The organism is Kouleothrix sp. 19917 (genome assembly GCF_057073505.1).
Genome location: NZ_CP097099.1, coordinates 6,132,509 through 6,154,589 on the forward strand (window position 1 = coordinate 6,132,509; position 22,081 = coordinate 6,154,589).

Annotated in this window: 14 protein-coding genes; 7 read left to right on the top strand and 7 right to left on the bottom strand. The window is 63.8% G+C overall.

Annotation, left to right across the window (positions count from 1 at the left end; translation table 11 throughout):
- Positions 1-224 precede the first annotated feature (224 nt).
- Positions 225-791 carry a DUF6789 family protein gene (locus tag M1P90_RS24770; RefSeq protein ID WP_483698208.1) on the top strand — a complete coding sequence of 189 codons (567 nt, stop codon included), beginning with the start codon at positions 225-227 and terminating at the stop codon, positions 789-791.
- A gap of 184 nt (positions 792-975) precedes the next feature.
- Here M1P90_RS24770 and M1P90_RS24775 read toward each other — a convergent pair whose 3' ends face one another.
- Positions 976-1,746, bottom strand: coding sequence for a nuclear transport factor 2 family protein (locus M1P90_RS24775; protein WP_483698209.1), 771 nt, complete (start codon positions 1,744-1,746; stop codon positions 976-978).
- Between the two features lie 120 nt (positions 1,747-1,866).
- On the opposite strand from M1P90_RS24775, the gene M1P90_RS24780 reads away from it, so the two are divergent.
- From M1P90_RS24780 to M1P90_RS24790, 3 genes are all read left to right on the top strand, one after another.
- On the top strand, positions 1,867-2,259 hold the full coding sequence (locus tag M1P90_RS24780; RefSeq protein WP_483698210.1) for a winged helix-turn-helix transcriptional regulator: 393 nt from the start codon (positions 1,867-1,869) through the stop codon (positions 2,257-2,259).
- 160 nt (positions 2,260-2,419) lie between these two features.
- Positions 2,420-4,015 carry a malate synthase A gene (gene aceB, locus M1P90_RS24785; RefSeq protein ID WP_483698211.1) on the top strand — a complete coding sequence of 532 codons (1,596 nt, stop codon included), beginning with the start codon at positions 2,420-2,422 and terminating at the stop codon, positions 4,013-4,015.
- Positions 4,016-4,400: 385 nt separating this feature from the next.
- Positions 4,401-5,582, top strand: a complete 1,182-nt coding sequence (locus tag M1P90_RS24790) for an aminotransferase class I/II-fold pyridoxal phosphate-dependent enzyme (RefSeq protein WP_483698212.1) — start codon at positions 4,401-4,403, stop codon at positions 5,580-5,582.
- Positions 5,583-5,750: 168 nt separating this feature from the next.
- Here M1P90_RS24790 and M1P90_RS24795 read toward each other — a convergent pair whose 3' ends face one another.
- From M1P90_RS24795 to M1P90_RS24805, 3 genes are all read right to left on the bottom strand, one after another.
- Positions 5,751-9,641 (bottom strand): M36 family metallopeptidase, encoded by a 3,891-nt coding sequence (locus tag M1P90_RS24795; protein ID WP_483698213.1) that lies wholly within the window; start codon positions 9,639-9,641, stop codon positions 5,751-5,753.
- A gap of 184 nt (positions 9,642-9,825) precedes the next feature.
- Positions 9,826-10,896, bottom strand: coding sequence for a 3-deoxy-7-phosphoheptulonate synthase (locus tag M1P90_RS24800; RefSeq protein WP_483698214.1), 1,071 nt, complete (start codon positions 10,894-10,896; stop codon positions 9,826-9,828).
- Positions 10,897-11,513: 617 nt separating this feature from the next.
- Positions 11,514-13,508, bottom strand: coding sequence for a fructose-1,6-bisphosphatase (locus M1P90_RS24805; protein WP_483698215.1), 1,995 nt, complete (start codon positions 13,506-13,508; stop codon positions 11,514-11,516).
- A 328-nt stretch (positions 13,509-13,836) separates the two neighbouring features.
- On the opposite strand from M1P90_RS24805, the gene M1P90_RS24810 reads away from it, so the two are divergent.
- Positions 13,837-14,136, top strand: coding sequence for a hypothetical protein (locus M1P90_RS24810; RefSeq protein WP_483698217.1), 300 nt, complete (start codon positions 13,837-13,839; stop codon positions 14,134-14,136).
- A 31-nt stretch (positions 14,137-14,167) separates the two neighbouring features.
- On the opposite strand, the gene M1P90_RS24815 is transcribed toward M1P90_RS24810, so the two are convergent.
- The 3 genes from M1P90_RS24815 to M1P90_RS24825 all read right to left on the bottom strand — a co-directional run bounded on the left by M1P90_RS24815 (position 14,168) and on the right by M1P90_RS24825 (position 19,741).
- The gene (locus tag M1P90_RS24815; protein WP_483698218.1) at positions 14,168-15,541 is read right to left on the bottom strand and encodes a hypothetical protein; all 1,374 of its coding nucleotides are present in this window, start codon (positions 15,539-15,541) and stop codon (positions 14,168-14,170) included.
- Between the two features lie 348 nt (positions 15,542-15,889).
- Positions 15,890-18,958: an AAA family ATPase gene (locus M1P90_RS24820; RefSeq protein ID WP_483698219.1), complete on the bottom strand. Its 3,069-nt coding sequence runs from the start codon at positions 18,956-18,958 to the stop codon at positions 15,890-15,892.
- A gap of 282 nt (positions 18,959-19,240) precedes the next feature.
- The gene (locus M1P90_RS24825) at positions 19,241-19,741 is read right to left on the bottom strand and encodes an MgtC/SapB family protein (protein WP_483698221.1); all 501 of its coding nucleotides are present in this window, start codon (positions 19,739-19,741) and stop codon (positions 19,241-19,243) included.
- A gap of 296 nt (positions 19,742-20,037) precedes the next feature.
- Here M1P90_RS24825 and M1P90_RS24830 point away from each other — a divergent pair, with 296 nt between their 5' ends.
- Positions 20,038-21,255, top strand: a complete 1,218-nt coding sequence (locus M1P90_RS24830; protein ID WP_483698222.1) for a S1C family serine protease — start codon at positions 20,038-20,040, stop codon at positions 21,253-21,255.
- 160 nt (positions 21,256-21,415) lie between these two features.
- A complete protein-coding gene (locus M1P90_RS24835; protein ID WP_483698223.1) occupies positions 21,416-21,961 on the top strand; it encodes a hypothetical protein in 546 nt (181 codons plus the stop codon).
- The last annotated feature ends 120 nt before the right edge of the window (positions 21,962-22,081 follow it).

Genomic DNA, 22,081 nt, shown 5'->3' on the forward strand with positions numbered 1-22,081 from the left:
GCCAGGCATGCAGCTGGCGCCGCCACTGCGTATGCTTTTCATGCTGGCAAGACTCTCATTAAAACCACATAAAAAGGTCTTGCATGGCGCGGCATAGTGTGCTAGAGTATGCACAACTAATGTTCACCCCTTGCACAGCATCCCCGCCACAACATTATCTCCATAGATGGCCGCGCGCTCGCCGGCTTGCAACACGACTGGACCACAGGAAAGGAACCACGTCGATGATGAATCATGGAGCACAATCCCCGAACGGGCAGCGCCCGTCCACCCCTGCGCTTTCGAGCAGTTTGCCAAATGTTCCTGGCCTTGGCGGCGCGATTGCTGGCCTGGGCGGCGGGGCCGCAATGATGGTTGTGGCCGCGATGCTTTCGATCGCCACCGGGCAGGATATGTGGCGCGAGCCGCGTGAGATCGCCGCGCCCTTCCTGGGCGGCGTGGCGAATGGCGCTGCCGCCGTGCTGCTTGGCACCATCCTGCACTTCCTGACGTCGGGTTTGCTCGGCGCGGCGTTTGGCATTCTGTCGCGGCGCGTGCTGCGTTTGCCCTCCGATTACGGGGTGCCGGTGCTGGGCGGCATGCTGTATGGCCTGCTGATCTGGGCGCTGGCCTATTTCGTAGTGGTACCAGTGCTGAACCCGGCGCTGCTCGACAGCTACGGGCCCTCGTTTGTCATTCAGCACCTGGTGTATGGCATGGTGACGGGCCTGCTTTACTCGCAGCTGCGGCCCGCGCCGTACAACCCCACCAGCGCCGATCCGGCCTGGGAAGCGGTGCCAAATCGGGTCTAGGCAGCTTCGGCGGATTGTGTGATCCACAGATTACGCAGATTACACAGATAGGCTCATAACGAACGAGCACCTGTGAGATATTCTGCAGGTGTAACAACGCCCCGGTGTGCATATGCGCGCCGGGGCGTTGCTGTGCCTGTTTCGTTATTGTGCCGGCTATCGGGCAGATTCTAAGCAACCAGCGCTAGAACTTGCCGTTATCGTTTTTCCACTCGCTGCGCGTGGGAATAGGCTCGATCGTATCCCAGTGCTCGGCAATAGCCCCATTTTCGACGCGGAACAGATCGTAGAACGATGTATGCTGCCCGCCAAAGCTGCCTTCGCTGACAACCAGCACAAAATTGCCCTCACCGAACACGCGATGAATGTGGTCGTACTGCATCGCAATGCCCTGTGCTGCCAGCGCCTGCAAGGCGGCGCTCAGCCCCGACAGCCCGTCGCCAATCTGTGGGTTATGCTGGGTGTAGCTGTCGCCGTCATAGTAGCTTGCCAGCTTTTCCAGCCGGCCATTCACCAGAATATCGCTGACAAACTGGCGCACCAGCGCCTTGTTCTGCTCAGTTTTATCACGATCGCTCGCAACCTCAGGCCCATCGATCATGGTGTGCCCGCTCGGGTTGGGGCCAGCCGTTTCCTGCAGGTTGTCCCAGTGCTCGACGATCTGGCCGTTTTCAAAGCGAAAAATGTCGAAGCCAATCTTTGGGCCAAAGAAGTTGTAGTCGGTATGCGCGAAAACAAAGTCGCCATCTTCAAATACACGTACCGTGTGAACTTTCGCAGAGCCAGCCGGGAGCAAGCTCATCAGCTCGCCAAAGCCTTGCAAACCATCGGCCGCCCCAAGATTGTGCTGTATATATTTTTGTGGGTTGATCACGCTGACGGCTGCGGCGTCGCCGGTTTCGATACTCTTGAGCAAGGCAAGAACGCGCTGCTTGTTCCCGGAATTGGTGGTCATGGAATGCCTCCTACTGTTGATGTCTCCCGTCGAGACAGTTGACAGTATAGAGCGAGAGTATATAATTGCAAGTATGCACTTTTTTGTAACGTAGTAACCTGAAAGTAACACTGGTATCAAATGGAAACTAATTCACTAGCACGCTGGAATGTGTACGACGATACCTGCCCCACGCGCCTGGTGCTCGACCGCATTGCCGATAAGTGGACGGTGCTGATCATCGGGCGGCTGGCCAGCAAGAAGCGGCGCTTTGGCGAGCTGCGGCGGGAGATCGCAAATATTTCGCCCAAGGTGCTGACGCAAAAGCTGCGCGAACTCGAACGCGACGGCATTATCACCCGCCGCGTGTATGCAAGCGTTCCGCCAAAAGTCGAATACAGCCTGACACCGCTTGGCAGCACGCTGATCGGCCTGCTCGACGCTATTCGCGTCTGGTCGGAAACACACATCGAAGCCGTGCTGGAAGCGCAGCAGACATTTGATCATCAGGTGCGCGATGACGAGGCGAGCTAAGCGCGTGGAACCGGATGCCTGGCGATTGACAAGCCCGCACCGGCGGGTATAATCGTGGCCGCGTGCATCGCGCCAACACCCCTGTAACTCATCTGAGTCGGCTGCACATATACTTACCCTGGCACCCCTGATCTTCAGCATAGCAAAGGAGCTCGTGCGCATGAGCAAGCACCAGTATTCCGCCGGGATCGAGATCCTGGGCGCTGTCAGCGATGATTTTGCGACCGTGCTGACGCCCGAGGCCGTGGATTTTGTCGCCAGGCTTCAGCGCGCCTTTAACGCCCGCCGCGAAGCGCTGCTCGAAGCGCGCGAAGCCCGCCAGGCCGCGATTGACGCCGGCACCCTGCCCGACTTCCTGCCCGAAACCGCCGACATCCGCGCTGGCGACTGGGTGGCCGCGCCCATCCCCGCTGATTTGCAGGATCGCCGCGTGGAGATCACCGGGCCGGTCGATCGCAAGATGGTGATCAACGCGCTGAACTCGGGTGCGAAAGTGTTTATGGCCGACTTCGAGGATGCCAACTCGCCCACCTGGGACAACAACATCCAGGGGCATATCAACCTGCGCGACGCAATCAACCGCCGGATTGAGTTCACCAACCCCGATGGCCGCGAGTACCGCCTGAACAGCACGGTAGCGACGCTGCTGGTGCGCCCGCGCGGCTGGCACCTGCTGGAAAAGCACATGCGCGTGGATGGCAAGCCCATGTCGGGCAGCCTGTTTGATTTTGGCATGTACTTCTTTCACAACGCCAAAACCCTGCTGGCGAACGGCAGCGGGCCGTACTTCTACCTGCCCAAGATGGAAAGCCACCTTGAGGCGCGGCTGTGGAACGACGTGTTTGTAATGGCGCAGAACGAGCTGGGCGTGCCGCAGGGCTCGGTGCGCGCCACCGTGCTGATCGAAACGATCCTGGCCGCGTTCGAGATGGACGAAATTCTGTACGAGTTGCGCGAGCACTCGGCCGGGCTGAACTGCGGGCGCTGGGACTATATTTTCAGCTGCATCAAGAAGTTCCGCAACCACGAGCATGTCTTCCCCGACCGCGCGCTGGTGACGATGACCACGCACTTCATGCGCTCCTACTCGCTGCTGGCGATCAAAACCTGCCATCGCCGTAACATCCACGCAATCGGCGGCATGTCGGCCTTTATCCCGGTGAAGAACGACCCCGCCGCTAACGATCGCGCCTTTGCGCAGGTGCGCGCCGACAAGGAGCGCGAGGCCAACGACGGGCACGACGGCACGTGGGTGGCGCACCCCGGCATGGTCGCGCTGGCGCTGGAGGTGTTCGACGCGGCGATGCCACAGCCAAATCAGATCGATCGCAAGCGCGAGGACGTGCAGGTGAGCGCGGCCGACCTGCTCCAGTTCGCCGACGGGCCGATCACCGAGGCCGGGCTGCGCACGAATGTGAGCGTGGGCGTGCAGTATGTCGAGGCGTGGCTGGGCGGCCAGGGCGCGGTGCCGATCAACAACCTGATGGAAGACGCCGCCACGGCTGAGATCTCGCGTGCGCAGGTGTGGCAGTGGGTGCGGCGCGAGCGCGGCGTGCTGGACGATGGGCGCACGATCGACCTGGCGCTGTTCCGCACAGTGCTGGCCGAGGAGCTGGACAAGCTCAAGGGGCGCTATGGCGATGCGACCTACAACGGGCGCAACTTCGCCAAGGCCGGCGTGCTGTTCGACCAACTGATCTCCGACGACTCGTTTGTTGAGTTCCTGACGCTGCCGGGCTACGAGTATCTCGACTAGCCTGCGCGGTTTTGCTCACCACAAAGGCACAGAGCGCACAAAGTTTGCTTTCTCGCTCAATGATCTCTGTGCTCTCCGTGGCTACAATACCCCAGCCGGCCCTGGCAGCATTCGCACCAGGGCCGGTGTGATTCTGTCGCCGCATTCTGTGCTACCATAGCCGCAGCGCAATTTCCGGCATAATAAAAATCCACAGATTACGCAGATTACGCAGACAGTGATAATCTCTCGAGCGCATTATTCATTTAAGCCCAATTTCTTGCTTGCGAAAGCTTTGTAAAGCCAAAGATGCGCTAATTTTCATATCAAACTCAATCTGTGCAATCTGTGTAATCTGTGGATGATTTTGCTTGAGCACCGTTTCGATCACCACCAGGAGACCCCAATGACCAGATCGTCCGCCCGGCGCGTGGCCGGCTTCGGCACCACGATTTTCACTGAAATGAGCGCGCTGGCGCTGCAGCACAATGCCGTCAATCTTGGCCAGGGCTTTCCCGACTTCGCCGGCCCCGCCTTTGTGAAAGAAGCCGCCGCCGCCGCAATCGCGGCCGACCTGAACCAGTACGCGCCCATGCCTGGCACGCCGCGCCTGCGCCGCGCAGTGGCCGCGCAATGGGAGCGCGAGCACGGCCGCGCAGTTGACTGGCAGAGCGAAGTGAGCGTGACCAGCGGCGCGACCGAGGCGCTGTGCGATGCCGCCTTTGCGCTGCTCGACCCGGGCGACCGCGCAATCGTGTTCGAGCCGGCCTACGACGCCTATGTGCCCGACATCACCATGGCTGGCGCGACGCCGCTGGTGGTGCCGCTGCGCCCGCCCGCGGAAGGGCATGCGAGCTGGTGGTTCGATGCCGACGAACTGCGCGCCGCATTTCAGCAAGGCCCGAAAGCGATCTTCATCAACACGCCGCACAACCCGACCGGCAAGGTCTACACGCGCGCCGAGCTGGCGCAGATCGCCGAGCTGTGTCAGGAGTTCGATGTGCTGGCGATCACCGACGAAGTGTACGACCGGCTGCTCTACGACGCCGCCGAGCATGTGCCACTGGCGACGCTGCCGGGCATGTGGGAGCGCACGCTGACGCTCAATAGTGTCGGCAAGACGTTTAGCGTCACGGGGTGGAAGATTGGCTGGTCGGTGGGGCCGGCATGGCTGAACACCGCCCTGCGTCAGGCGCACCAGTGGGTGACGTTTGCGACCTCGACGCCAATGCAGGAGGCGGCTGGCGCGGCGATCGAGCATGCCGCCGCGAGCGATTATTATGCCGAATTGCGCACAGAATATGCCGAGCGGCGCGCGCTGCTGCGCGACATTCTCGAAGGGGTGGGCTTGCCGACGCTGCCCGCCGAGGGTTCGTACTTCATCAGCGCCGACATCAGCGCGCTCGGGTATAACGACGACCGGGCATTCTGCCGCTGGCTGACGACCGAGCTGGGCGTGGCGGCGATCCCGACCTCGGCCTTCTATTCCGATGCGGCCAGCGCGCCGCGCTTTGCGCGCTTCTGCTTCGCCAAAAAGCTCGAAACACTGCGCGCCGCTGGCGAGCGCTTGCAGAAGCTGAAAAAATAGGAGAGCAAAGGATGCTGGCATTGCGCACCCTTCGATATGCGCTTTGCGCTACTCAGGATGCGGCTGGTGCAGTTCTACGCTCGAACTATACGCACTACGCACTACGTTCCAAAGAGCGTAGTGCGTAGTGCGTAGACCGGCGATTCATCTATTCCCTAACCCTCGGCGTCAGCGCCGCGCGATTGGCACAAACACCCGCCCGTCGCGCGCGACCACCAGCGTGAACGATTGCGTCGCTGCGGGATTTTGCCCGTTGCTGGCCGAAACGACCAGCCCGCTATAGGTACCCGCGCGCGTAGGTACGCCGCTGAGCAGGCCGCTCGCACTAAGCGTGAGGCCGGGCGGCAGCGTGCCGGCTGTCAGGCTGAATGTGGGTTTTGGCACACCAGTGGCGGTGAACTGGTGGCTGTAGAACGTGCCGACCTTGGCTGCTGCCGGCGCGGCACTGGTGATCGCCAGGGGCAGCGCGTTGCACCAGCTGGTGGCCTTTTGCAGCACATTTTTCCGCCCGCTCGCGCTGGTGATCGCCTCCAACGAGAAGCCCATGTACACGCTGCGGAAGCGCCCGCCATCGTGCGCGACGCCGGCGTTGCCCTTGCTGCCGCTGAAAGCCAGCTCGGCGGGCAGCGTTGGCGTGATGATGTCGCTGTCGGTGGCGGCATAGCCCACGTCGATCTGCGTTGGGTCGAGCGTATATGGCCCGAGGCCGCCAAATACCGCGCCCGCACCCGTAACTTTGGCATGGCCAACGTCGCCGGTAGCGTTTGCTACGCCAAGGTATTGCTGCATGAACGGCGTCAGCCCGTTGTTATAAAAATACTCCTGGCTGCTGATCACCAGGCAGCCGCCGCCGTTGAGGAAGCTCGCCAGCGCTGGCTCGGTTGCTGCGGCTGGGGAGCCGTAGTGCCCGCCCGCCCACAGCACCGTCGCGTAGTTCGCCAGAGTTGCGGCGTCGGGCTCGCCAGCCTGCGTGGTGTCCCACACGTCGTAGCTGATATTGAGCGAGTCGAGCGCGGTGGTGAAGTAGGTGCGCACATCCGGGTTGTTGGCGTCGTCGTCCACCAGCAGCGTGCGCGCCACCGCGCCCACCGTGAAGCTCTGCGTCGCTGAGGTTGCGGTGCCGCAGCCGTTGAGCGCGCGCACGCGCCAGAAGTAGGTCGCGCCCGCGCTCAGGCCGCGGGGCAGGGCAAGCTGGGTGCTTTGCAGGGTCGTGCTGTACACAACAGTGCTGAACTGCGCGTCGGCGGCCAGCTCGAACTCGTAGCTAAAGGCGTTCGCCGCCGCCGACCAGCTAAAGTCGGGGCGCAGTGGCTGGCCATTTGCGCCGCTCGCGGGCGACTGGAGCGCAGCAGTAACTGGCTCGGCCTGGGCAACCGTCAGATCGACTTTGGTGCTGTAATTCTGTGTGCCGCTGCCCTGCACCTGAAAGGAATAGCTTCCCGGCAGCACGGCTGCGCTGTTTGCGAGCGTGAGGGTGGTGGCCGAGGGGCGCGCGATGCTGGCGCTGCCGAAGGAGGCGTTCAGGCCGGCGGGCAGATTGCTTGCGCTCAGGTTCACCGCGCCGTCGAAGAGCGGACCAAGCGCGACATCCAATTGCGCGCTGTTTGGCGCGCACAGCTCGGCGCGCGGCGGGTCGATCTTGACGCCACAGGCGGGCGGTACATCAAAGGCCTCGGTGCCGTCGGTCACGTCGTCGTTTGAGCCCGCCACGGCACTGTAGCCCAGGCCGCGCCTGGCGAATGCCTGCCAGATGCGGCACTCGTCGGCGCCGGCATAGTCGGCGCGGTCGGCGGCGAGGATGGCATCGCGCGATTCGGCAAAGCTGGGCTGGCAGGGCTGCATTTTCATGCCGTCGATCACGAGCTGGATGGCGCGATTGTTGCCGGCCGTGCCTGCGCGCAGATCGGCGCTGAAGCCGTGGTCGTCGACCATGTTCCAGTACATTTCCCACAGCATTGCCGCCCACACCTCGCCCACATCGTGCACCTCGCCGATCTGGCCGCCCGTCCCTGGCTGCGCCAGCGCGCCATAGGTGAGCGGGTTGGTGGCCAGGCTGGTCGAGTAGGGGTAGCGGCGCAGGTTGCCAAGCGCGGCGACGGCATACGCGCCCAGCGCGCGGTCGGTGCTGCGCGTGTCGCCTGGGCTGGGCGTGAGCGCCAGCGCCAGGAAATCGCTCCAGCCCTCGCTGCCGGTTTCCTTGTTGCCCATGCAGCTGCTATTCTGCGGCCCGCCGGTCAGGCGGTTTGAAATGCCGTGGGCGTACTCGTGGATCACAATCTCGCTGTCGAGCGAGCCGTCGAGATCGGGCGCGGTGCTGCGCTGAAGCGTGGCCGTCACTGTGCCGCTACCTAACGCAGTTTTGATTGTGGTGCCGTCGCTTTGCGTCATCGAGAGCACCGGAATGGTGACGCTGACGCTGGCGCCGCCCAGGCCCGGCGCGCTGCCGGGCTGGTTGTTCAGAATAATCGCGCCAACCGCGCCATTGTTCTGCGCATTGGTCACTTTCTGCACAAAGGTGCAGGTGCCGCGGTCGATCACGGCAATATGGCCCGCCACAGCCCCGGCATTGCTGAATGACGCCTCGCAACCATCGCTGGTGATGCCTACGCCATCGTCCACCAGCACCAGCGTGTCGGTGATCGCGAAATTGTTTGGGCCGAACGAGGCCGTGCCGTTCGCGTAGTCGGTGGGCGAGCCGGCCGGGGGCAGCACACGCAGCAAGCTGCTGGCCGGGCCATTCCACAGGTACATTTGCATACGCGGCTGCATGCCATCGGGCGGGGTGAAGAAGTTGGCGTTGTTGCGCCCGCCGCTGTCCTGCGCTTCGGCTCGCACGCTGTCGCCGCCCGCGCCGCCGCGCCCGTAGGTGTTTTGCTGGAAATTGCCGGCCGCCTCGTCGAAGCCGTAGTGGTACATCACGTCGTGGATGGTGTTGGTCCAGTAGAACAGGTTGGTCGTGGCGGCGGCGCGGTAGCTGCTCGGGGCCTGGCTGAGATCGAGCGCGGCGGTGAACACGCGACTCGCGCCGCCGTCGGGCAGGAAGTCGCCGCCGCTGAAGCCATCAATTCCATCAATGTCGGCGTAGGCCTGGGCATTGTTGCCCCAGGTGTTGGTGAACTCTGCGCCGGCCGCGCCATTCACGTCGTGCCAGCCAAATGGCGAGGCCAGCGCGTCGGCGGGGGCGCTTATGTTTGTGCGCGGGCCGCCGAGCGGGTTGCGCTGCGGTGCGGCAAATACGGCGTAGGTGTCGGGCTGGGCGGTGGCGCTGGGCGCGGGCTGTGCTGCAATAGTGCGCGGGCTGCTGGCTGCCGCGCCATTGCTCGCCGCGCCCTGCTGCTCGGAAAGCGTCCAGTTTTCGCGCGCCAGCACCTGCCCGTTCAGAGCGTCGGCGCTCATGTGCCAGTAGTCGGCGCTGCCGGCCGGCTGAATTTCCATGTCCCACGCCAGCCGCACCTGCCCGTCGGGGCGCGGCACGTAGATCGGGCGCACAGGAATGTCGTGCTGGGCAAAGCCCGCGCCGCCGACGACGTAGCTGCCCGGCGCGGCCCCGGCGCTCTGCACGAGCTTGCCGGCCACGCTTAGGCCCAGCGCGGCGGCGGCGCTGCGCACGGCATCGGCGGGCGCAAGTTTGGCGGCGCTGGCGTTCACGCGGGCGGCTAGGCCGGGCAGGAAGCGCGAGCCAAACGAGAGAATGCGACCGTCGGGCATGACGTTGATATTCAGGTCGCCGCCCGCGACGGGGATGCCATTGGCGCGCTGCCGCAGGTAGAGGTGTGTGACGCCATTGTGCTGGCTGGTGTAGCGGTCGGTCACAATGAAATCGCGCAGGTCATCACTTTCCAGCCCATAGGCGGCGGCGTGGCTGCGCGCAAAGCCAAGCGCGATATCGAGCGCATCGCCGGGGGTGGCGGGGCTGAGAAAGCCGCCGGGCGCGGGCGGTTCGTGGGCCGGGCGCGCAGCCGCGGGGAAGGCCGGCAGCAAGGCAAGCAGCAAGGCGCAGAAGCGCGCCATGCGCCCAAGACGTTGGGCGGAAAGGGCATGCGGCAAACCGAGTCGCATTGTGAGTCCTTTATTTTCTTACAGAAGCGCCAGCCGGCTCATCGGGCAGGCGCGCACAAGGGACAATGCTTTCACAATACGAGAGCGGCGCGCAGCCTTGAAGATACGTTCGGTAGCGAAAATGCAGCAAATTGCCAGCAGGCGCGGCGGTGGGGAAGGTGCCGCCGCGCCAGGGAGTAGGACCTTAGCCGCGCGCCAGCGCAGCGTGCGCTTCGTGCAGAATCCGCTCGGTCTGCTCCCAGCCGATGCAGCCATCGGTGAGCGAGACGCCATAGCGCAGCGCCGAATGGTCGGCGGTGAGCTGCTGCTTGCCCTCGAATATATTGCTTTCGACCATCAGCCCAACGATTGGCTCGTGCTGGCCGATCACCTGGGCGAGTACGTTGTTCCACACGCCTTCCTGCAAACGGTAATCGCTGCCGGTGTTGGCGTGGCTGCAATCGATCATCACGGCGGGGCGCAGGTTGGCCTTCTGCATCAGGTCGGCTGCCTCGGCCACGTAGTCGGCGGCGTAGTTCGGGCCGCCGCGCCCGCCGCGCAGGATCACAAATGCGTCGGGGTTGCCGGTTGTTTTCACCACCGCGCTGTGGCCCTGCTCGTCGATGCCCAGGAAGCTGTGCGAGCCGGCCGCCGTCAGGCAGCCGTTCACCGCCACCTGGATGCCGCCGTCGGTGCCATTCTTGAAGCCCACCGGCATCGACACGCCACTGGCCAGCGCGCGGTGCGTCTGCGCCTCGGTGGTGCGCGCGCCAATCGTCGCCAGGCTGATCTGGTCGTCGAGATACTGCGGGCTGATCGGGTCGAGCATTTCGGTGGCGACGGGCAGGCCCAGCGCGTTCATGTCGATTAGCAGGCGGCGGGCGACTTTCAGGCCCGCGCTCATGTCGAATGAGCCGTCGAGGTAGGGGTCGTTGATCAGGCCGCGCCAGCCAACCGTGGTGCGCGGCTTTTCGAGGTAGGCGCGCATGAGGATGAACAGATGATCTTCGACATCGCTGGCGAGCGCGCGCAGGCGGCGGGCGTAGTCCATGGCGGCCTCGGTGTCGTGGATCGAGCACGGGCCGATCACGACCATCAGGCGCTGGTCTTCGCCGCGCAGAATGCGCCGGATGGTGGCGCGCGCGCCCGCGACGGTGCGCGCAGCGGCTTCGGGCATGGGCAACTGAGTTTTCAGCTCGTATGGGGAAAGAAGCGGGGTGAGCTCCCGGACGTGTAGGTTGTCGAGCTGGTCCGGGTGATGCGCCGTGGTTGTCATGGGTCCTGCACTGCCTCGTGGACTGGGCTCCGCGCCGCGTGGGGCGGAAACCGCGTCATGAAGATGAATACGCATTCGTGCGGGCGCGAGCCGGGCGAACCGCGCGCAGCACGCGCCATTCCCCTGGCGTCGCAGCACTGCGCACAGGCGCCTATTATACCCCAGGAAACGCAACGAGCCGCCGCGCTGCTCTTGCCCTAACAGCGTGGCGGCTCGCCAGGAGGAACCGTGAACACGCGGCCCTGCGCCCGGCCCGAGCTTGCGCTCTCCAGCCCGGGCCCGCATTGAGCCGCATGGAGAGTATAGCCCGAACCTACCCGCCCGCGCGTGAACACACCGCTACGCGCAATAACGGTTGGGCAACCGAAGGGCCAACGAAGGGCGTATTGCTATACGCCCAGACCAAGAACCGCTAAGCGGGTGACAAGATGACAGCCGGCAGTCGGCAGTCGGCAGTAGCCTTTAACGTGCGAACGTGGAACCTGTAAACCTGCAACCTGCGAACCGCGTGAGGGTTTAGGGTCTGGGGTTTTGGGATTGGGCCTGCAACTCCAACACCTCCGTGCCTCCGTGGTGAATTTCTCATTCGTCATTCGTCGTTCGTCATTCGTCGGTCGCTAGAAGCGTGCCGGGCGGCCGCCGTATGTTTCCACCAGCACGCCATTATGGTAGGCGTCGATCAGCTTTTGCAGGTCTTCGAGCTGGCCGCGCAGCAGCTGGCCGGTGTCGGTTTCCGCGATCAGAATGCGCTGCGGGAATGTTTCGATGCGCTCGGTGTGCGGCGTCAGGTCTTCGCCCTTGCGGATCATGTCGTCGGCGGAGGTGAATGGCTCGTGCGCGGCCAGCACCAGCTCGTGCGAGTTGCCGATCAGCGTGTAGCCCGCGATGCCCGTCACCGGCTGGTAGGGCTCGCTCATCCCGCCGTCGATCACGATCATCTTGCCGTTCGCCAGCAGTGGGCGCTCGCCTTTCTTCAGGCGCACTGGCGTGTGTCCGTTGATAATGTGCCCGCGCTCGACATCGCCGCCAAAGGCCGCCAGCACCTTGCGACAGAACGCTTCGCTGGTGCGCAGTTCGTAGTAGGGGCCTTTTGGCTCGTCGTGGGTGGCAGCGTCGGCAATGAAATAGCGCTCAAAGGTGGTCATGCGCTCGCGCCCGAACAGCGGCGAAAGCGGGCCGCACCACAGGTACCACATCGCGTCCTGCCCGGCAGTGCGCGCCTGGCGGTCGTGGCTGAAAAATGCTTCGCGCGCGACCTGCTCGTAGCGCGCCAGCAGCGCCGGGCCGGCCAGCCGCTCGTCGCCAATCGGCACGTCGATGAAATCGCCCTGCTCGTCGACCGGCAGGCAGCCGTGGAAGCGCAGGTTGCCATCCTGCACCTGGAACATATTGCCGTAGCTGTACAGGAAGCGAATATGCTCCTGCAAGCGCTCGCTGTGCTGAAACGAAAAGCGCAGGTCGTCGATCACCTCGGCTTCTTCGGGCGTGAGCGCCGCGCGGTCGGCGGGGTTGAGCGTGGGCCAGCCCGTGTCGCGCAGCGGGTGGGTTTTGCCGTAGAGCGTGCATGTCCCGGCGTCGAGGTCGATGCCATTCAGCAGCAGCCGGTCGTCCATCGCATACTCGGGGTGGCGCTCAATGATCTGCGCTTCGAGCTTGAGCTGGATGATCGTCATGGCCTTGTGCATGCGCGCAATCGACTCGCGGGTGTAGTTTTCAACCGGCGCGCTTTCTTTTGGCAGGAATAGCGTGCAGGGGTCGTCGGCGTACTCGGTGTCGGCAAAATGCTGCAGCCGGCGCAGGCTGATCGAGTAGCCGTCGGTGAGGGTTTCGAGGTTGGCGTAGCGCAGCGACATGCGTATGACATTCGCGATTAGCGCCAGGCAGCCGCTGGCCGCGCCCATCCACGAAATGTCGTGATTGCCCCACTGGATGGCGACATAATGATATTCCATCAGCCGGTCCATCACGCGGTCGGCGGAAGGCCCGCGGTCGAAAATATCGCCCAGCACATACAGCCGGTCGACCACCAGGCTCTGCACCACATAGGCCAGCGTGGTGATGAAGTTCTCGCCCTCGCCCAGCTCGACAATCTGGTGCACAATGCTGGCGTAGTAGGTTTCTTTCTGCTGATGTTCCGATTTGCTTTCGGTGAGCAGCTCTTCGAGAATATAGGCCAGCTGCGGCGCGAGGCGCTTGCGCACCTTGCTGCGCGTATACTTGTGCGAGGCAGTGCGCGCCACCCGCACCAGGCGCGCAATCGTCGCGGCCATCCAGTCGCGCGGGTCGTCGAGCGTGGCCAGCACCTGGCGCAGCTTTTTCTCGGGGTAGTAGATCAGCATGGCCAGCTCGGTCTGCTGCTGCTGCGACATCTCGATGCCAAAGGTTTGCTTGATCTTGCGGCGAATCGCGCCCGAGGCGTGGCGCAGAATATGGTCGAACTGCTCGTAGGCGCCGTGAATGTCGGAGATGTAGTGGTCGGTGCCTTTGGGCAGCGCCAGAATCGCGTGGAGGTTGATCATTTCGATATGCGCGGCGGTGATGGTTGGGTAGCGGTTGCTGAGCAGCTGCAAGAGGCGCAGTTCCTGGTCGTTGTAGGGAGCCAGCGTCGTCATGGGTACTCCTTACGGCATGAATGCTGTGCAACGTCGCACAGCCGGGCGCTATGCCAAGTGTATCCCAAGATCGGGCGCGCGTAAACACTGGGGATTTACAATTTGCGATTTACGATTTACGATTTCGACAACCGACGAATAAGTATTACCACAGAGGCACGGAGGATGGCAGGTTGGAAGGTTGTACGTTGCAGCTTGCTGAAACGACCACCGGCTACTGACGAACATGCATCCTGAGAGGCCGAAGGCCGTATCGAAGGGTACAACCTGCAACCTGTGAACATTCAACCCGCAACCGGCAAACCTGCCCACTGCTGCGAGGGAGCGTATGCCCGACCTGCCCGCCGCCCGGTATGATCCGCACCGCCGCCGACGCACCGTGCTGGTGGCAGTTATTGGGGTTGCGCTGCTGCTTGTGCTGGCGTCGTGCCCGGTCGGCGCGTTTGCCATCCAGCAGCGCATGATCGCGCCGCCGGCCTTTGCCTTCTCGGTCGCTGGCGTGGAGTTTGCTGCGCCCTGCCCGCGCCACAAGTTCATCTGCGATGACACTATGGGCTGGTATGCAATCTGGCGCGGCGACCGCGAGCCCGACGGGACGATGACCTACCGGCAGCTTTTTTTCCTTTAGACATGGTTTGTAGGTACTTTACAGTTTGTGATTAGGCGGCCAGCGTCCACTCAGGCATCAGATGCGCTGGTGAATGCTCCGTGCTGGCTGGTGGATAGCCTAATGCCACCAGCCAGTCAGTCGGCGCATCGCGCATCCCGCTCAGATGCAGCGGGCTCTGACCTTTATGCTTCCCACGAGTAAACACACGATGGTTGTGCCAAACTGCCAGCAACGCCAGCATACCGTTTGTCAGCCTTCGCCGCACCGCCAGATGTGGGCGCAGGATGCTATGCCACCGCTCCACCGCGCTCGAAACCTGCACCGCCTCCTGCCAGGCTGTCAGCAGCACTCGCGCCGCCGCACGCCAGTCCACTGGCACCGCCGCTATCACCTCCGCATCGGTCCACGCCAATTCCTTCCGCCTCAGCCAAGCCCATCCCAGCAGCGCTTGCCGCTCGGCTGCCAGCACTCCACTCAGCTCCTGCTGCACCTGCTGCACCTGGGCACCAAAACTCAGCAGCTTTGGCATTTGCCTCCGAATGCGGCGCGCCAGGCGCCCCAGTTCGGCCTGCTGCTCTCCCGCGCTGCTTTCTGCCAATTCGTCCAACAAGCTCAGCAGCGCGTCCAGTTCGTCTTGCCGCTCGGCCAAGCTCAGCAACCGCTTGCGCCCGACCACCACCACCGCCAGCAATCGATGCAACTCGTCGGTCAAATAGGCCAGCGCAGCGACACCATCGGTCGCTGCCGCCAATTCCTGGCTGTGGCTCTCAAGCGTGCGCTTGGTCGGCCGACCGCGCTGACGTGTCCCAAGCTCGAGGCAGGCAGCTTGGCGCTCAACTGCCGCTGTACGCGCGTGCATCTGGCTCAGGCGGCGCTGCAGGCGAGCCTGCACCAGCGAGCAGGCTTGGAACAGATGCCAGTGGTCGAGTTGCACCAGCACATCGGGCGTGACGTGCTGGCAGGCACTGTGCATGGGTGCGCCATCGTCCATCACAACCCGCTCCCATCGCAGGCCACGCTCCTGCAAGCTCCACAACAGCAAGGTCCAACTCTCGGTATCGACCGCCAGCGGTCCTTCAGAGGCCCAAACTGCGCCGCTGTGCACATCGACCACGTTCAGATAGGCGGCTCGACCGTGAGCGGGAAAGATTTCGTCGAGCGCCAAGGCGCGAGTGGAAGAAGGAAGGTGCGTGTGCATCCAGGTCAGAGCGCGCTGCTGAGCCTGGTGCAGGACTGCGACGATGGTGGGCAAACTGAGGCCCTGTCCGAGCAATTCCTGGGTCGCGGCTTGAATGCCACGCTGAGAGGCATGCGCGATCCACAGCGTCAGAATGTGGCGAGCGCTGGAGCGGGCAGGCGCGTGAGCAGACGGCGGCGAAAAAGGCAGCCGTGATGGCGCGTCGGGCGTGCTCGCGCCAAGCATACAAGGTCGGGCGCGAGACGTGATGTATGCGGCTGAGGCGTGTCACGATACCATACTCGCCTTGATGTGCCAGCAGCAGCGCTGCGGATTGTGCACGCATCTCGGGCGTGCTAGGATGTGTGCGACCCATTGGGTTCTCCCTAGTGATTGGTTGTGGTTGGCCCTTCAACCATACCACTAGGGAGTTTGTCTGTCAGCAGGCAGGGAAAGACTGTAAAGCTGGCTTGGTCTGCCTGAAACCATGTCTTACCTGAAAAAGCCGCGCCAGTGAGCGAAGGAATAACGAACGACGCAGGGCCAGGGGTTTGCCTCCCTGGCCCTGCGTCGTTTGTCGTTCGTCCTTCGTCGCTACGCAATCGCCCAAACGCTGCCCTGCGGGGTTTTGGTGATCTCGATCTGCACCGGGAACATGTCTTTCAGCTCCTGAATGTGCGTAATCACCAGAATGTGCTTGAACTCGCCCTGCACCGAGGTAATCGCCTCGACCAGCCGCTCGCGGCCTTTGGCGTCCTGCGAGCCAAAGCCTTCGTCGATCACCAGGGTTTCGAGGCGGGCGCCAGCGCGGCGGGCCAGCAATTTCGCCAGCGCCACGCGAATCGCGAAGTTAAGGCGAAAGGCCTCGCCGCCCGAGAATGCATCGTAGTCGCGCGTGCCCAGCCCGTCGGCAATTTTGATGTCGAGCGTTTCGGCAACATCGCCCTTTTTGGTGTCGCGCTGGGTCTCAAAGGTCAGGTGCATCTGGTTGTCGGTCATGCGCGCCAGCATGGTATTCGCCTCGCGCTCGATCTCGGGAATGGCGGTTTCGATCAGCATGGCCTGCACGCCTTTTTTGCCAAACGCCACCGTCAGCTCGTCGAACAGGCCCTTGCGCTCAACCACCGCTTTGCGGCGCGCTTCGGCTGCCATCAGGTCGGCGGCGGCTTCTTCGGCGCGGCGCAAAAGCGTGTGCTTCTCGCCCAGGTCGCGCTCGGCCACCGAGAGCTCGCGGCGGCGCGCGCCCAGCGCAGCCTGCGCATTGTCGCGCTCGCGCAGCGCCTGCGCCAGGCCGCGCAACTCGTCGTCGAGCGCGGCGCGCTGCGCCTCGGCGGACTCGACGGCGGCGGCGCTGCGGCCAAGCGCCTGGGTGGCGCGCTCAAGGTCGCGCTGGTCGCGGGCTTCGCGCTCTTCGGCGCGCAGCAGCTTTTGTTCTTCTTCGGCCCAGTGCGCCAGTTGGCGCGTTGCGGCCAGCGCGGCGGCGGCCAGCTCGGGTGTGTAGCCCAGCGCGTTCAGCTCGGCATCCACGCGCTGCAGGGCCACGCGGTCGCTTCCCGCGAAATCGCCCATTTCCAGCGTGGTGGTAATTTCGCCAATGCGCTCTTCCTGCTCGTGCAGCGCGGGCGTCTCGGCGTCGATCTCTTGCAGCGTGCGGCGCTTCATCTCGATCTCGGCGCGCACACGGGCCTGCTCGCCGGTCTGCTCTTCGAGCGCGAGAATGCGCCCTTCCAGGCGGCTCAGCTCGCGGTTGAGCGTGGCCGGCTCGCCAATCGCCGCCAGCGAAGCCTCGACACGGGCCAGCTCGCTGCGCACGCCGCGCTCGTAGTCGCCCTTCATGAGTTGCAGCTGGATGTCGTCAAGGGTGCGCTGCTCTTCGGCTTGCTTGCGGCGCAGCTCATCGGCGCCGTGCAGCTCGCGCTCCAGGCGCGCAATCCGGCCTGCCAGCTCGGGCAGGCCGGCGGTGCGGCGCTCGGTGGTTTTGATCGTGCCGCGCAATTCGCCCAGGCGCGCGTCGGCACCATCGGCCTCGCGCTTGGCGCTGGTGAACTGGCCGCGCAGCTCGGCGCGCTCGCGGGCATATTCGGCCTGAATATGCGCCACGCCATCTTCGCCCAGCTCGCTTTTGCACAGCGGGCAGGTGTGCGCGTCTTCGCCGATAAGCGCCAGCTTGCGGTTGATGTCATCGCCGCGATTCTTGATCGCTTCACACTCCGAGCGGCGCGTGGCGCTGAGTTCCACCAGCTCGTGCTCCTCGACGCGCAGGTGCTCAAGCTCGGCGGCGTCGGCGTCGAGGCGGGCGCGGTCCTGCGTGGCCTGCGCCAGGTCGTTGCGCCAGCCACCTTCTTCGCGCAGGCGGTCGGCGGCGTCTTTGATCTTGCGCTTGAGTTCTTCGCGTGTGCCCACCAGCGAGTCGTGCTTGAGCTTGATCTGGCCGTCGAGCCTGGTGCGCTGCAGTTCAAGCTCGTGGGCGCTGCGCTGGCGTTCGCGCAGGTCGTCGCGCTTGATGCGGGCGTCGGCAAGCTCGCGCGCCACTGGGGCAAGCGTGTCGAGCTGGGCTTGCAGGCGGGCGATCTCGCCTTCGGTTTTGGGGCGGCGGCCGGCACGTTCGCGCAGGCCGCGCAATTCGCCTTCGGCAATTTTCAGGTCGGCCCGCAGCTGGCGCTCGGCCTCGCGCACGGCGTCGGCGTGGGTGCGGCGGCGCGCCTGCAATGTGTCGTAGGTGTTGCGCAGGCCATCCAGCCGCTCGCGATCGTGCTGGGCGGCCTGAAGCTGCGCCACGCCAGCGCGAATTTCGTCGCGGCGTGCCAGCATCTTCTGCGCCTCGGCCAGGGCGGCCTGCAAGCGGGTGACGTCGCCGGTCAGCTCGTTCTGCTCGGCGTGCAGGCTGCGCAGCTGCGTTTCGAGCGCGGCGCGCTGGGCTTTGACGCCTTCCAGCGCCTGGACGCGCCCGCCCGCGTCGGCGTAGGCGGCCTCGGCGGCAGCAACCGCCACCTGAATATATTCGACCTGCTGCTCCTGCGCGGCGACAAGTTGGGCGTAGGTTTGCTGTTTTTCGGCCTGACGCTGCAATTCGCCAATCTGCCCGTCGATGCCCTTGAGCTGCCCGTCGAGCCCGCGCGCGCGTTCTTTCGCGCCGCCTTCGAGCTTTTCGTAGGTGTTCAGGCCAAGAATGTCGGCCAGCACCTGCTTGCGGCGGCCCGGCTCCTTTTTGGTGAATTCGTCGGCATGGCCCTGGCGCAGGTAGGCGGAATTAGCGAAGATATCGTAGTCCATCCGCAGCGTCGAGATGATCGACTGCTGGGTTTCGCGGATAGTCGCGCCGCTGAGCGCCTTCCACGAGCCATTGCTGCGCACCTGGAAGTCGAGCCAGCTTTGCCCGGTTTTGCGCGCCTTGCTGCGCTTGCGGATCACGCGGTAGTCGTGCCCGTCGAGCATGAAGGTGAAGTCGACTTCCATCTCCTGCGTGCCAAGCGCGATCAGGTCGTCGTCGCTTTTCATGCGCGCCGCGCCCCAGAGCGCCCAGGTCATGGCGTCGAGAATGGCCGATTTGCCCGCGCCATTTTCGCCCGAAAGGCAGGCGATCTGGATGCCCTGGAAATCGAGCGGCGGCAGCTCGTCGCGGTAGCACATAAAGTTGCGCAGCATCAGTGAGCGTGGGATCACGAAGGGCCTCCGATATGGCAGCAGCTGCCGCGCATCGCCGGCAAACTAGAACATTCTTGCGAGAATCTGACGCGGGTATTATACGCGGTTCATACGCCATCGGCAAGGGATTCGGCAGTTTTGAAGGTTGAATGTTGAATGTTGAGTTTGCAGGTTCCAGGTTAGAAGGTTACAGGTTGGGAGCGAGGAGCGCAGAAACCAGAACCTGTAAACCTGCAACCTGCGACCTCTAAATTCTCCGCGCCTCTGTGTCTCTGTGGTGAATCGTCCAGTTGTCAGTCGTCATTCGTCATTCGTCGTCGGCCGTTCGCCCTTCGTCATTTCTCGCCCGCCTTCGGCATCGCCTGTGCCCACAAGCAGCAGCACAATCACTGTGAAGAGCGCGCTCAGCAAAGCCACGCCCAGGCTGCCCAGCCCCGCCGCAACGCCGACCGCTGCCGTCATCCACACGCCCGCAGCGGTGGTCAGGCCCTGAATGTCGCGCTGCTCGTTCAGCTTGAGGATCGAGCCAGCGCCAAGAAAGCCAATGCCCGTCACAATGCCCTGAATCACCCGTGATAATGCGTCGCTCGACATGCCGACGCTGGAGCAGGCCACCACAAACACGGCGGTGCCAAGCGCCACAAGGGTGTGTGTGCGCAGGCCGGCTGGCTTGCCCGCGCGCTCGCGCTCGAAGCCCACCACCGCGCCCAGCACCGCCGCCGACAGCAGGCGAATCAGGACATGGACAAGCTGGCGGAAGTCGGGCAGGCCAACGGTCAGCTCTTCCCAGATAATATCCATGGAGCACTCCTTTTCTTGTGAACACATCAGCCAGAGAGCAAGCTATATGCCATATTCGCAAAGATAAAGATCAGATTGGAAAACCGCTGCTTTCTGCGCATTTTAGCCTATTCTGGCATTCGGTATGCTACATCTTTGCCATAAGCGCCCGCCGTTTTGGGCATCACAAGCAGCAGGGCGCAGCCAGCGATTACGTGCGCCGGCATCACCATCCATATCTCGCGCGGCCCGATTGCATAACAAGCCGTGCGTAAACATTTTTTCGAAAATGATGCATATTCAGGAAGGAAGCCGATATGAAACTCACATGGCCGCGCCACAGTTCGGCGCGATCTGCTGGCGCGGCGCTGATGCTCGCAGCGTCGCTGGTATTTGCCGCTGGCTGCCAGTTCAACAGCAGCGCCAACACCGCCACCGCCGCGCCCGACACGGCGCAAACGCTCGCGACGAGCGCGCCTGCCGCTGCTGCTGCGGCGCCCGAACCCACCGCTGCGATTGCGGCAACTGAAGCTCCCGATCAAGCAGCCAGCATCAACCCCGCCGCCTTCACCACCGTGATTCGCGATGTCGCCAGGAACGTGCGGCCCGGCGTGGTGCAGATCACCAACCAGCAGGTGCAGCTCGACCAGTTCAATCAGGCGTTCACCGTGCCGGCTGGCGTGGGCTCGGGCGTGATCTACGACGACCAGGGGCATATTCTGACCAACAACCATGTGGTCGAGGGCGCGCAGAAGCTGCTGGTGTCGCTGCCCGATGGGCGTTCCTTCCCGGGCACGCTGGTTGGGCAAGACCCGCAGACCGACCTGGCAGTGGTGCAGATCAAAGCCGATAATCTGCCGATCGTGCCGCTGGGCAATTCGCACAACCTGCAGATTGGCGACTGGGTGGTGGCAATTGGCAATGCGTTGGCGCTGCAAGGCGGCCCAACCGTCAGCCAGGGCGTGGTAAGCGCGCTGGGCCGCACCGTGCAGGAGCCGGGCACCGACCAGAACACCGCCGGCCCGTTCCTGTTCGACGCCATCCAGACCGACGCGCCGATCAACCCGGGCAACTCGGGCGGCCCGCTGGTGAACCTGAATGGACAGGTCGTTGGCATCAACACACTGGTCGCCGGCCAGGCCGAGCCGGGCGTGCCGGCGCAGGGGATTGGCTTTGCCATCGCGATCGACACCGCCAAGCCCATCGCCGACGAGCTTGTTTCAACGGGGCATGTAGCGCACGCCTACCTGGGCATTCGCTACATCCCGCTCAACCCGGCAATCGCATCGCAGCTTGGCGTCAACACTGCCAACGGCGTCGTGATCAGCAATGTGGTGAATGGCTCGCCAGCGGCGCAGGCCGGCTTGCAGCCGCGCGATGTGATCACCGAAGTGGATGGGCAGAAGCTGAATGGCGATTCGGGCCTCGCCGATGCGACCAACGGCAAGCAGCCCGGCGATACGATCACGCTGACGGTGCTGCGCCAGGGGCAGACGGCACAGATCAAAGTGACATTGGGCACGCTGCCGTCGTAGCTGCGGGCATCCAGAATTGCGCCGTTGCGTATTTCCTGTAGAAATTATGGCTGCATTGTGCGCTCGCCTGCCCGGTTCTCAGCTCTGGCATATCATGTGCAATGCTGTTTCCCAATGAGCATAGCCGCCTGTGGCGCGGCACAGTTTGAGGAAGTTGATCATGACAACAAATATGGATGCGGGGCGCTTGCGCGCCACCGAAACGGATGAGCCGCGCGGTGGGCGCATTGGCGTGGCGTTCGACTGGGGCTTTGGCGTGCAGATGGCGGCGGTGGGCCTGCTGACGCTGGCGGGTGTGCCGAACAACGGCGTGGCTGTGCCGCGCCTGGCTGGCCTGCTGCCACTGGCGGGCGCTGCCGTGGCCTTTGCGCAGGGCGAGGCGCTCCGGCGCGGCAATGGCACGGCCTGGTGGGTGCAGGTGCTGGGCAATGGCGCGCTCACGCTTGGCGGCATCGGCGCGCTTGCCATGCTGCCGCGCATGCTTGAGCAGGGGCGCTATGGCTTTCTGTACACCACCGCGCTGCTGCTGGTGGTTTCGCCGCTGGAAGTGTGGCTGCTGACGCGCCCGGGCTCGCGGCGCTGGTTTGGCTCGGTCAATCCCGACGAGGCACGCGCGCGCCACAGCGGCCAGTGGATGACCGGCACGGTTGCGTGGGCAGTAGTGTGTGGCCTGCTGCAAACGGCGGCTGGCCTGGGCTGGATCTAGCGGCGCAAAACAGGACAAGTACTCGGCCACAGAGCGCACCGAGAGCACTGAGGAGTTGTGCCAATCCTGTCTTTGTGGCCCACTACTTCTGTTCCTGGCTGTAAACAAGCCGCCAAAACG

What these genes read in the sequence shown, in the direction of transcription:
- M1P90_RS24770 (WP_483698208.1), top strand. Translation starts at nt 225, where the DNA reads ATGATGAATCATGGAGCACAATCCCCGAACGGGCAGCGCCCGTCCACC.
- M1P90_RS24775 (WP_483698209.1), bottom strand. Translation starts at nt 1,746, where the DNA reads ATGACCACCAATTCCGGGAACAAGCAGCGCGTTCTTGCCTTGCTCAAG.
- M1P90_RS24780 (WP_483698210.1), top strand. Translation starts at nt 1,867, where the DNA reads ATGGAAACTAATTCACTAGCACGCTGGAATGTGTACGACGATACCTGC.
- aceB (WP_483698211.1), top strand. Translation starts at nt 2,420, where the DNA reads ATGAGCAAGCACCAGTATTCCGCCGGGATCGAGATCCTGGGCGCTGTC.
- M1P90_RS24790 (WP_483698212.1), top strand. Translation starts at nt 4,401, where the DNA reads ATGACCAGATCGTCCGCCCGGCGCGTGGCCGGCTTCGGCACCACGATT.
- M1P90_RS24795 (WP_483698213.1), bottom strand. Translation starts at nt 9,641, where the DNA reads ATGCGACTCGGTTTGCCGCATGCCCTTTCCGCCCAACGTCTTGGGCGC.
- M1P90_RS24800 (WP_483698214.1), bottom strand. Translation starts at nt 10,896, where the DNA reads ATGACAACCACGGCGCATCACCCGGACCAGCTCGACAACCTACACGTC.
- M1P90_RS24805 (WP_483698215.1), bottom strand. Translation starts at nt 13,508, where the DNA reads ATGACGACGCTGGCTCCCTACAACGACCAGGAACTGCGCCTCTTGCAG.
- M1P90_RS24810 (WP_483698217.1), top strand. Translation starts at nt 13,837, where the DNA reads ATGCCCGACCTGCCCGCCGCCCGGTATGATCCGCACCGCCGCCGACGC.
- M1P90_RS24815 (WP_483698218.1), bottom strand. Translation starts at nt 15,541, where the DNA reads ATGCTTGGCGCGAGCACGCCCGACGCGCCATCACGGCTGCCTTTTTCG.
- M1P90_RS24825 (WP_483698221.1), bottom strand. Translation starts at nt 19,741, where the DNA reads ATGGATATTATCTGGGAAGAGCTGACCGTTGGCCTGCCCGACTTCCGC.
- M1P90_RS24830 (WP_483698222.1), top strand. Translation starts at nt 20,038, where the DNA reads ATGAAACTCACATGGCCGCGCCACAGTTCGGCGCGATCTGCTGGCGCG.
- M1P90_RS24835 (WP_483698223.1), top strand. Translation starts at nt 21,416, where the DNA reads ATGACAACAAATATGGATGCGGGGCGCTTGCGCGCCACCGAAACGGAT.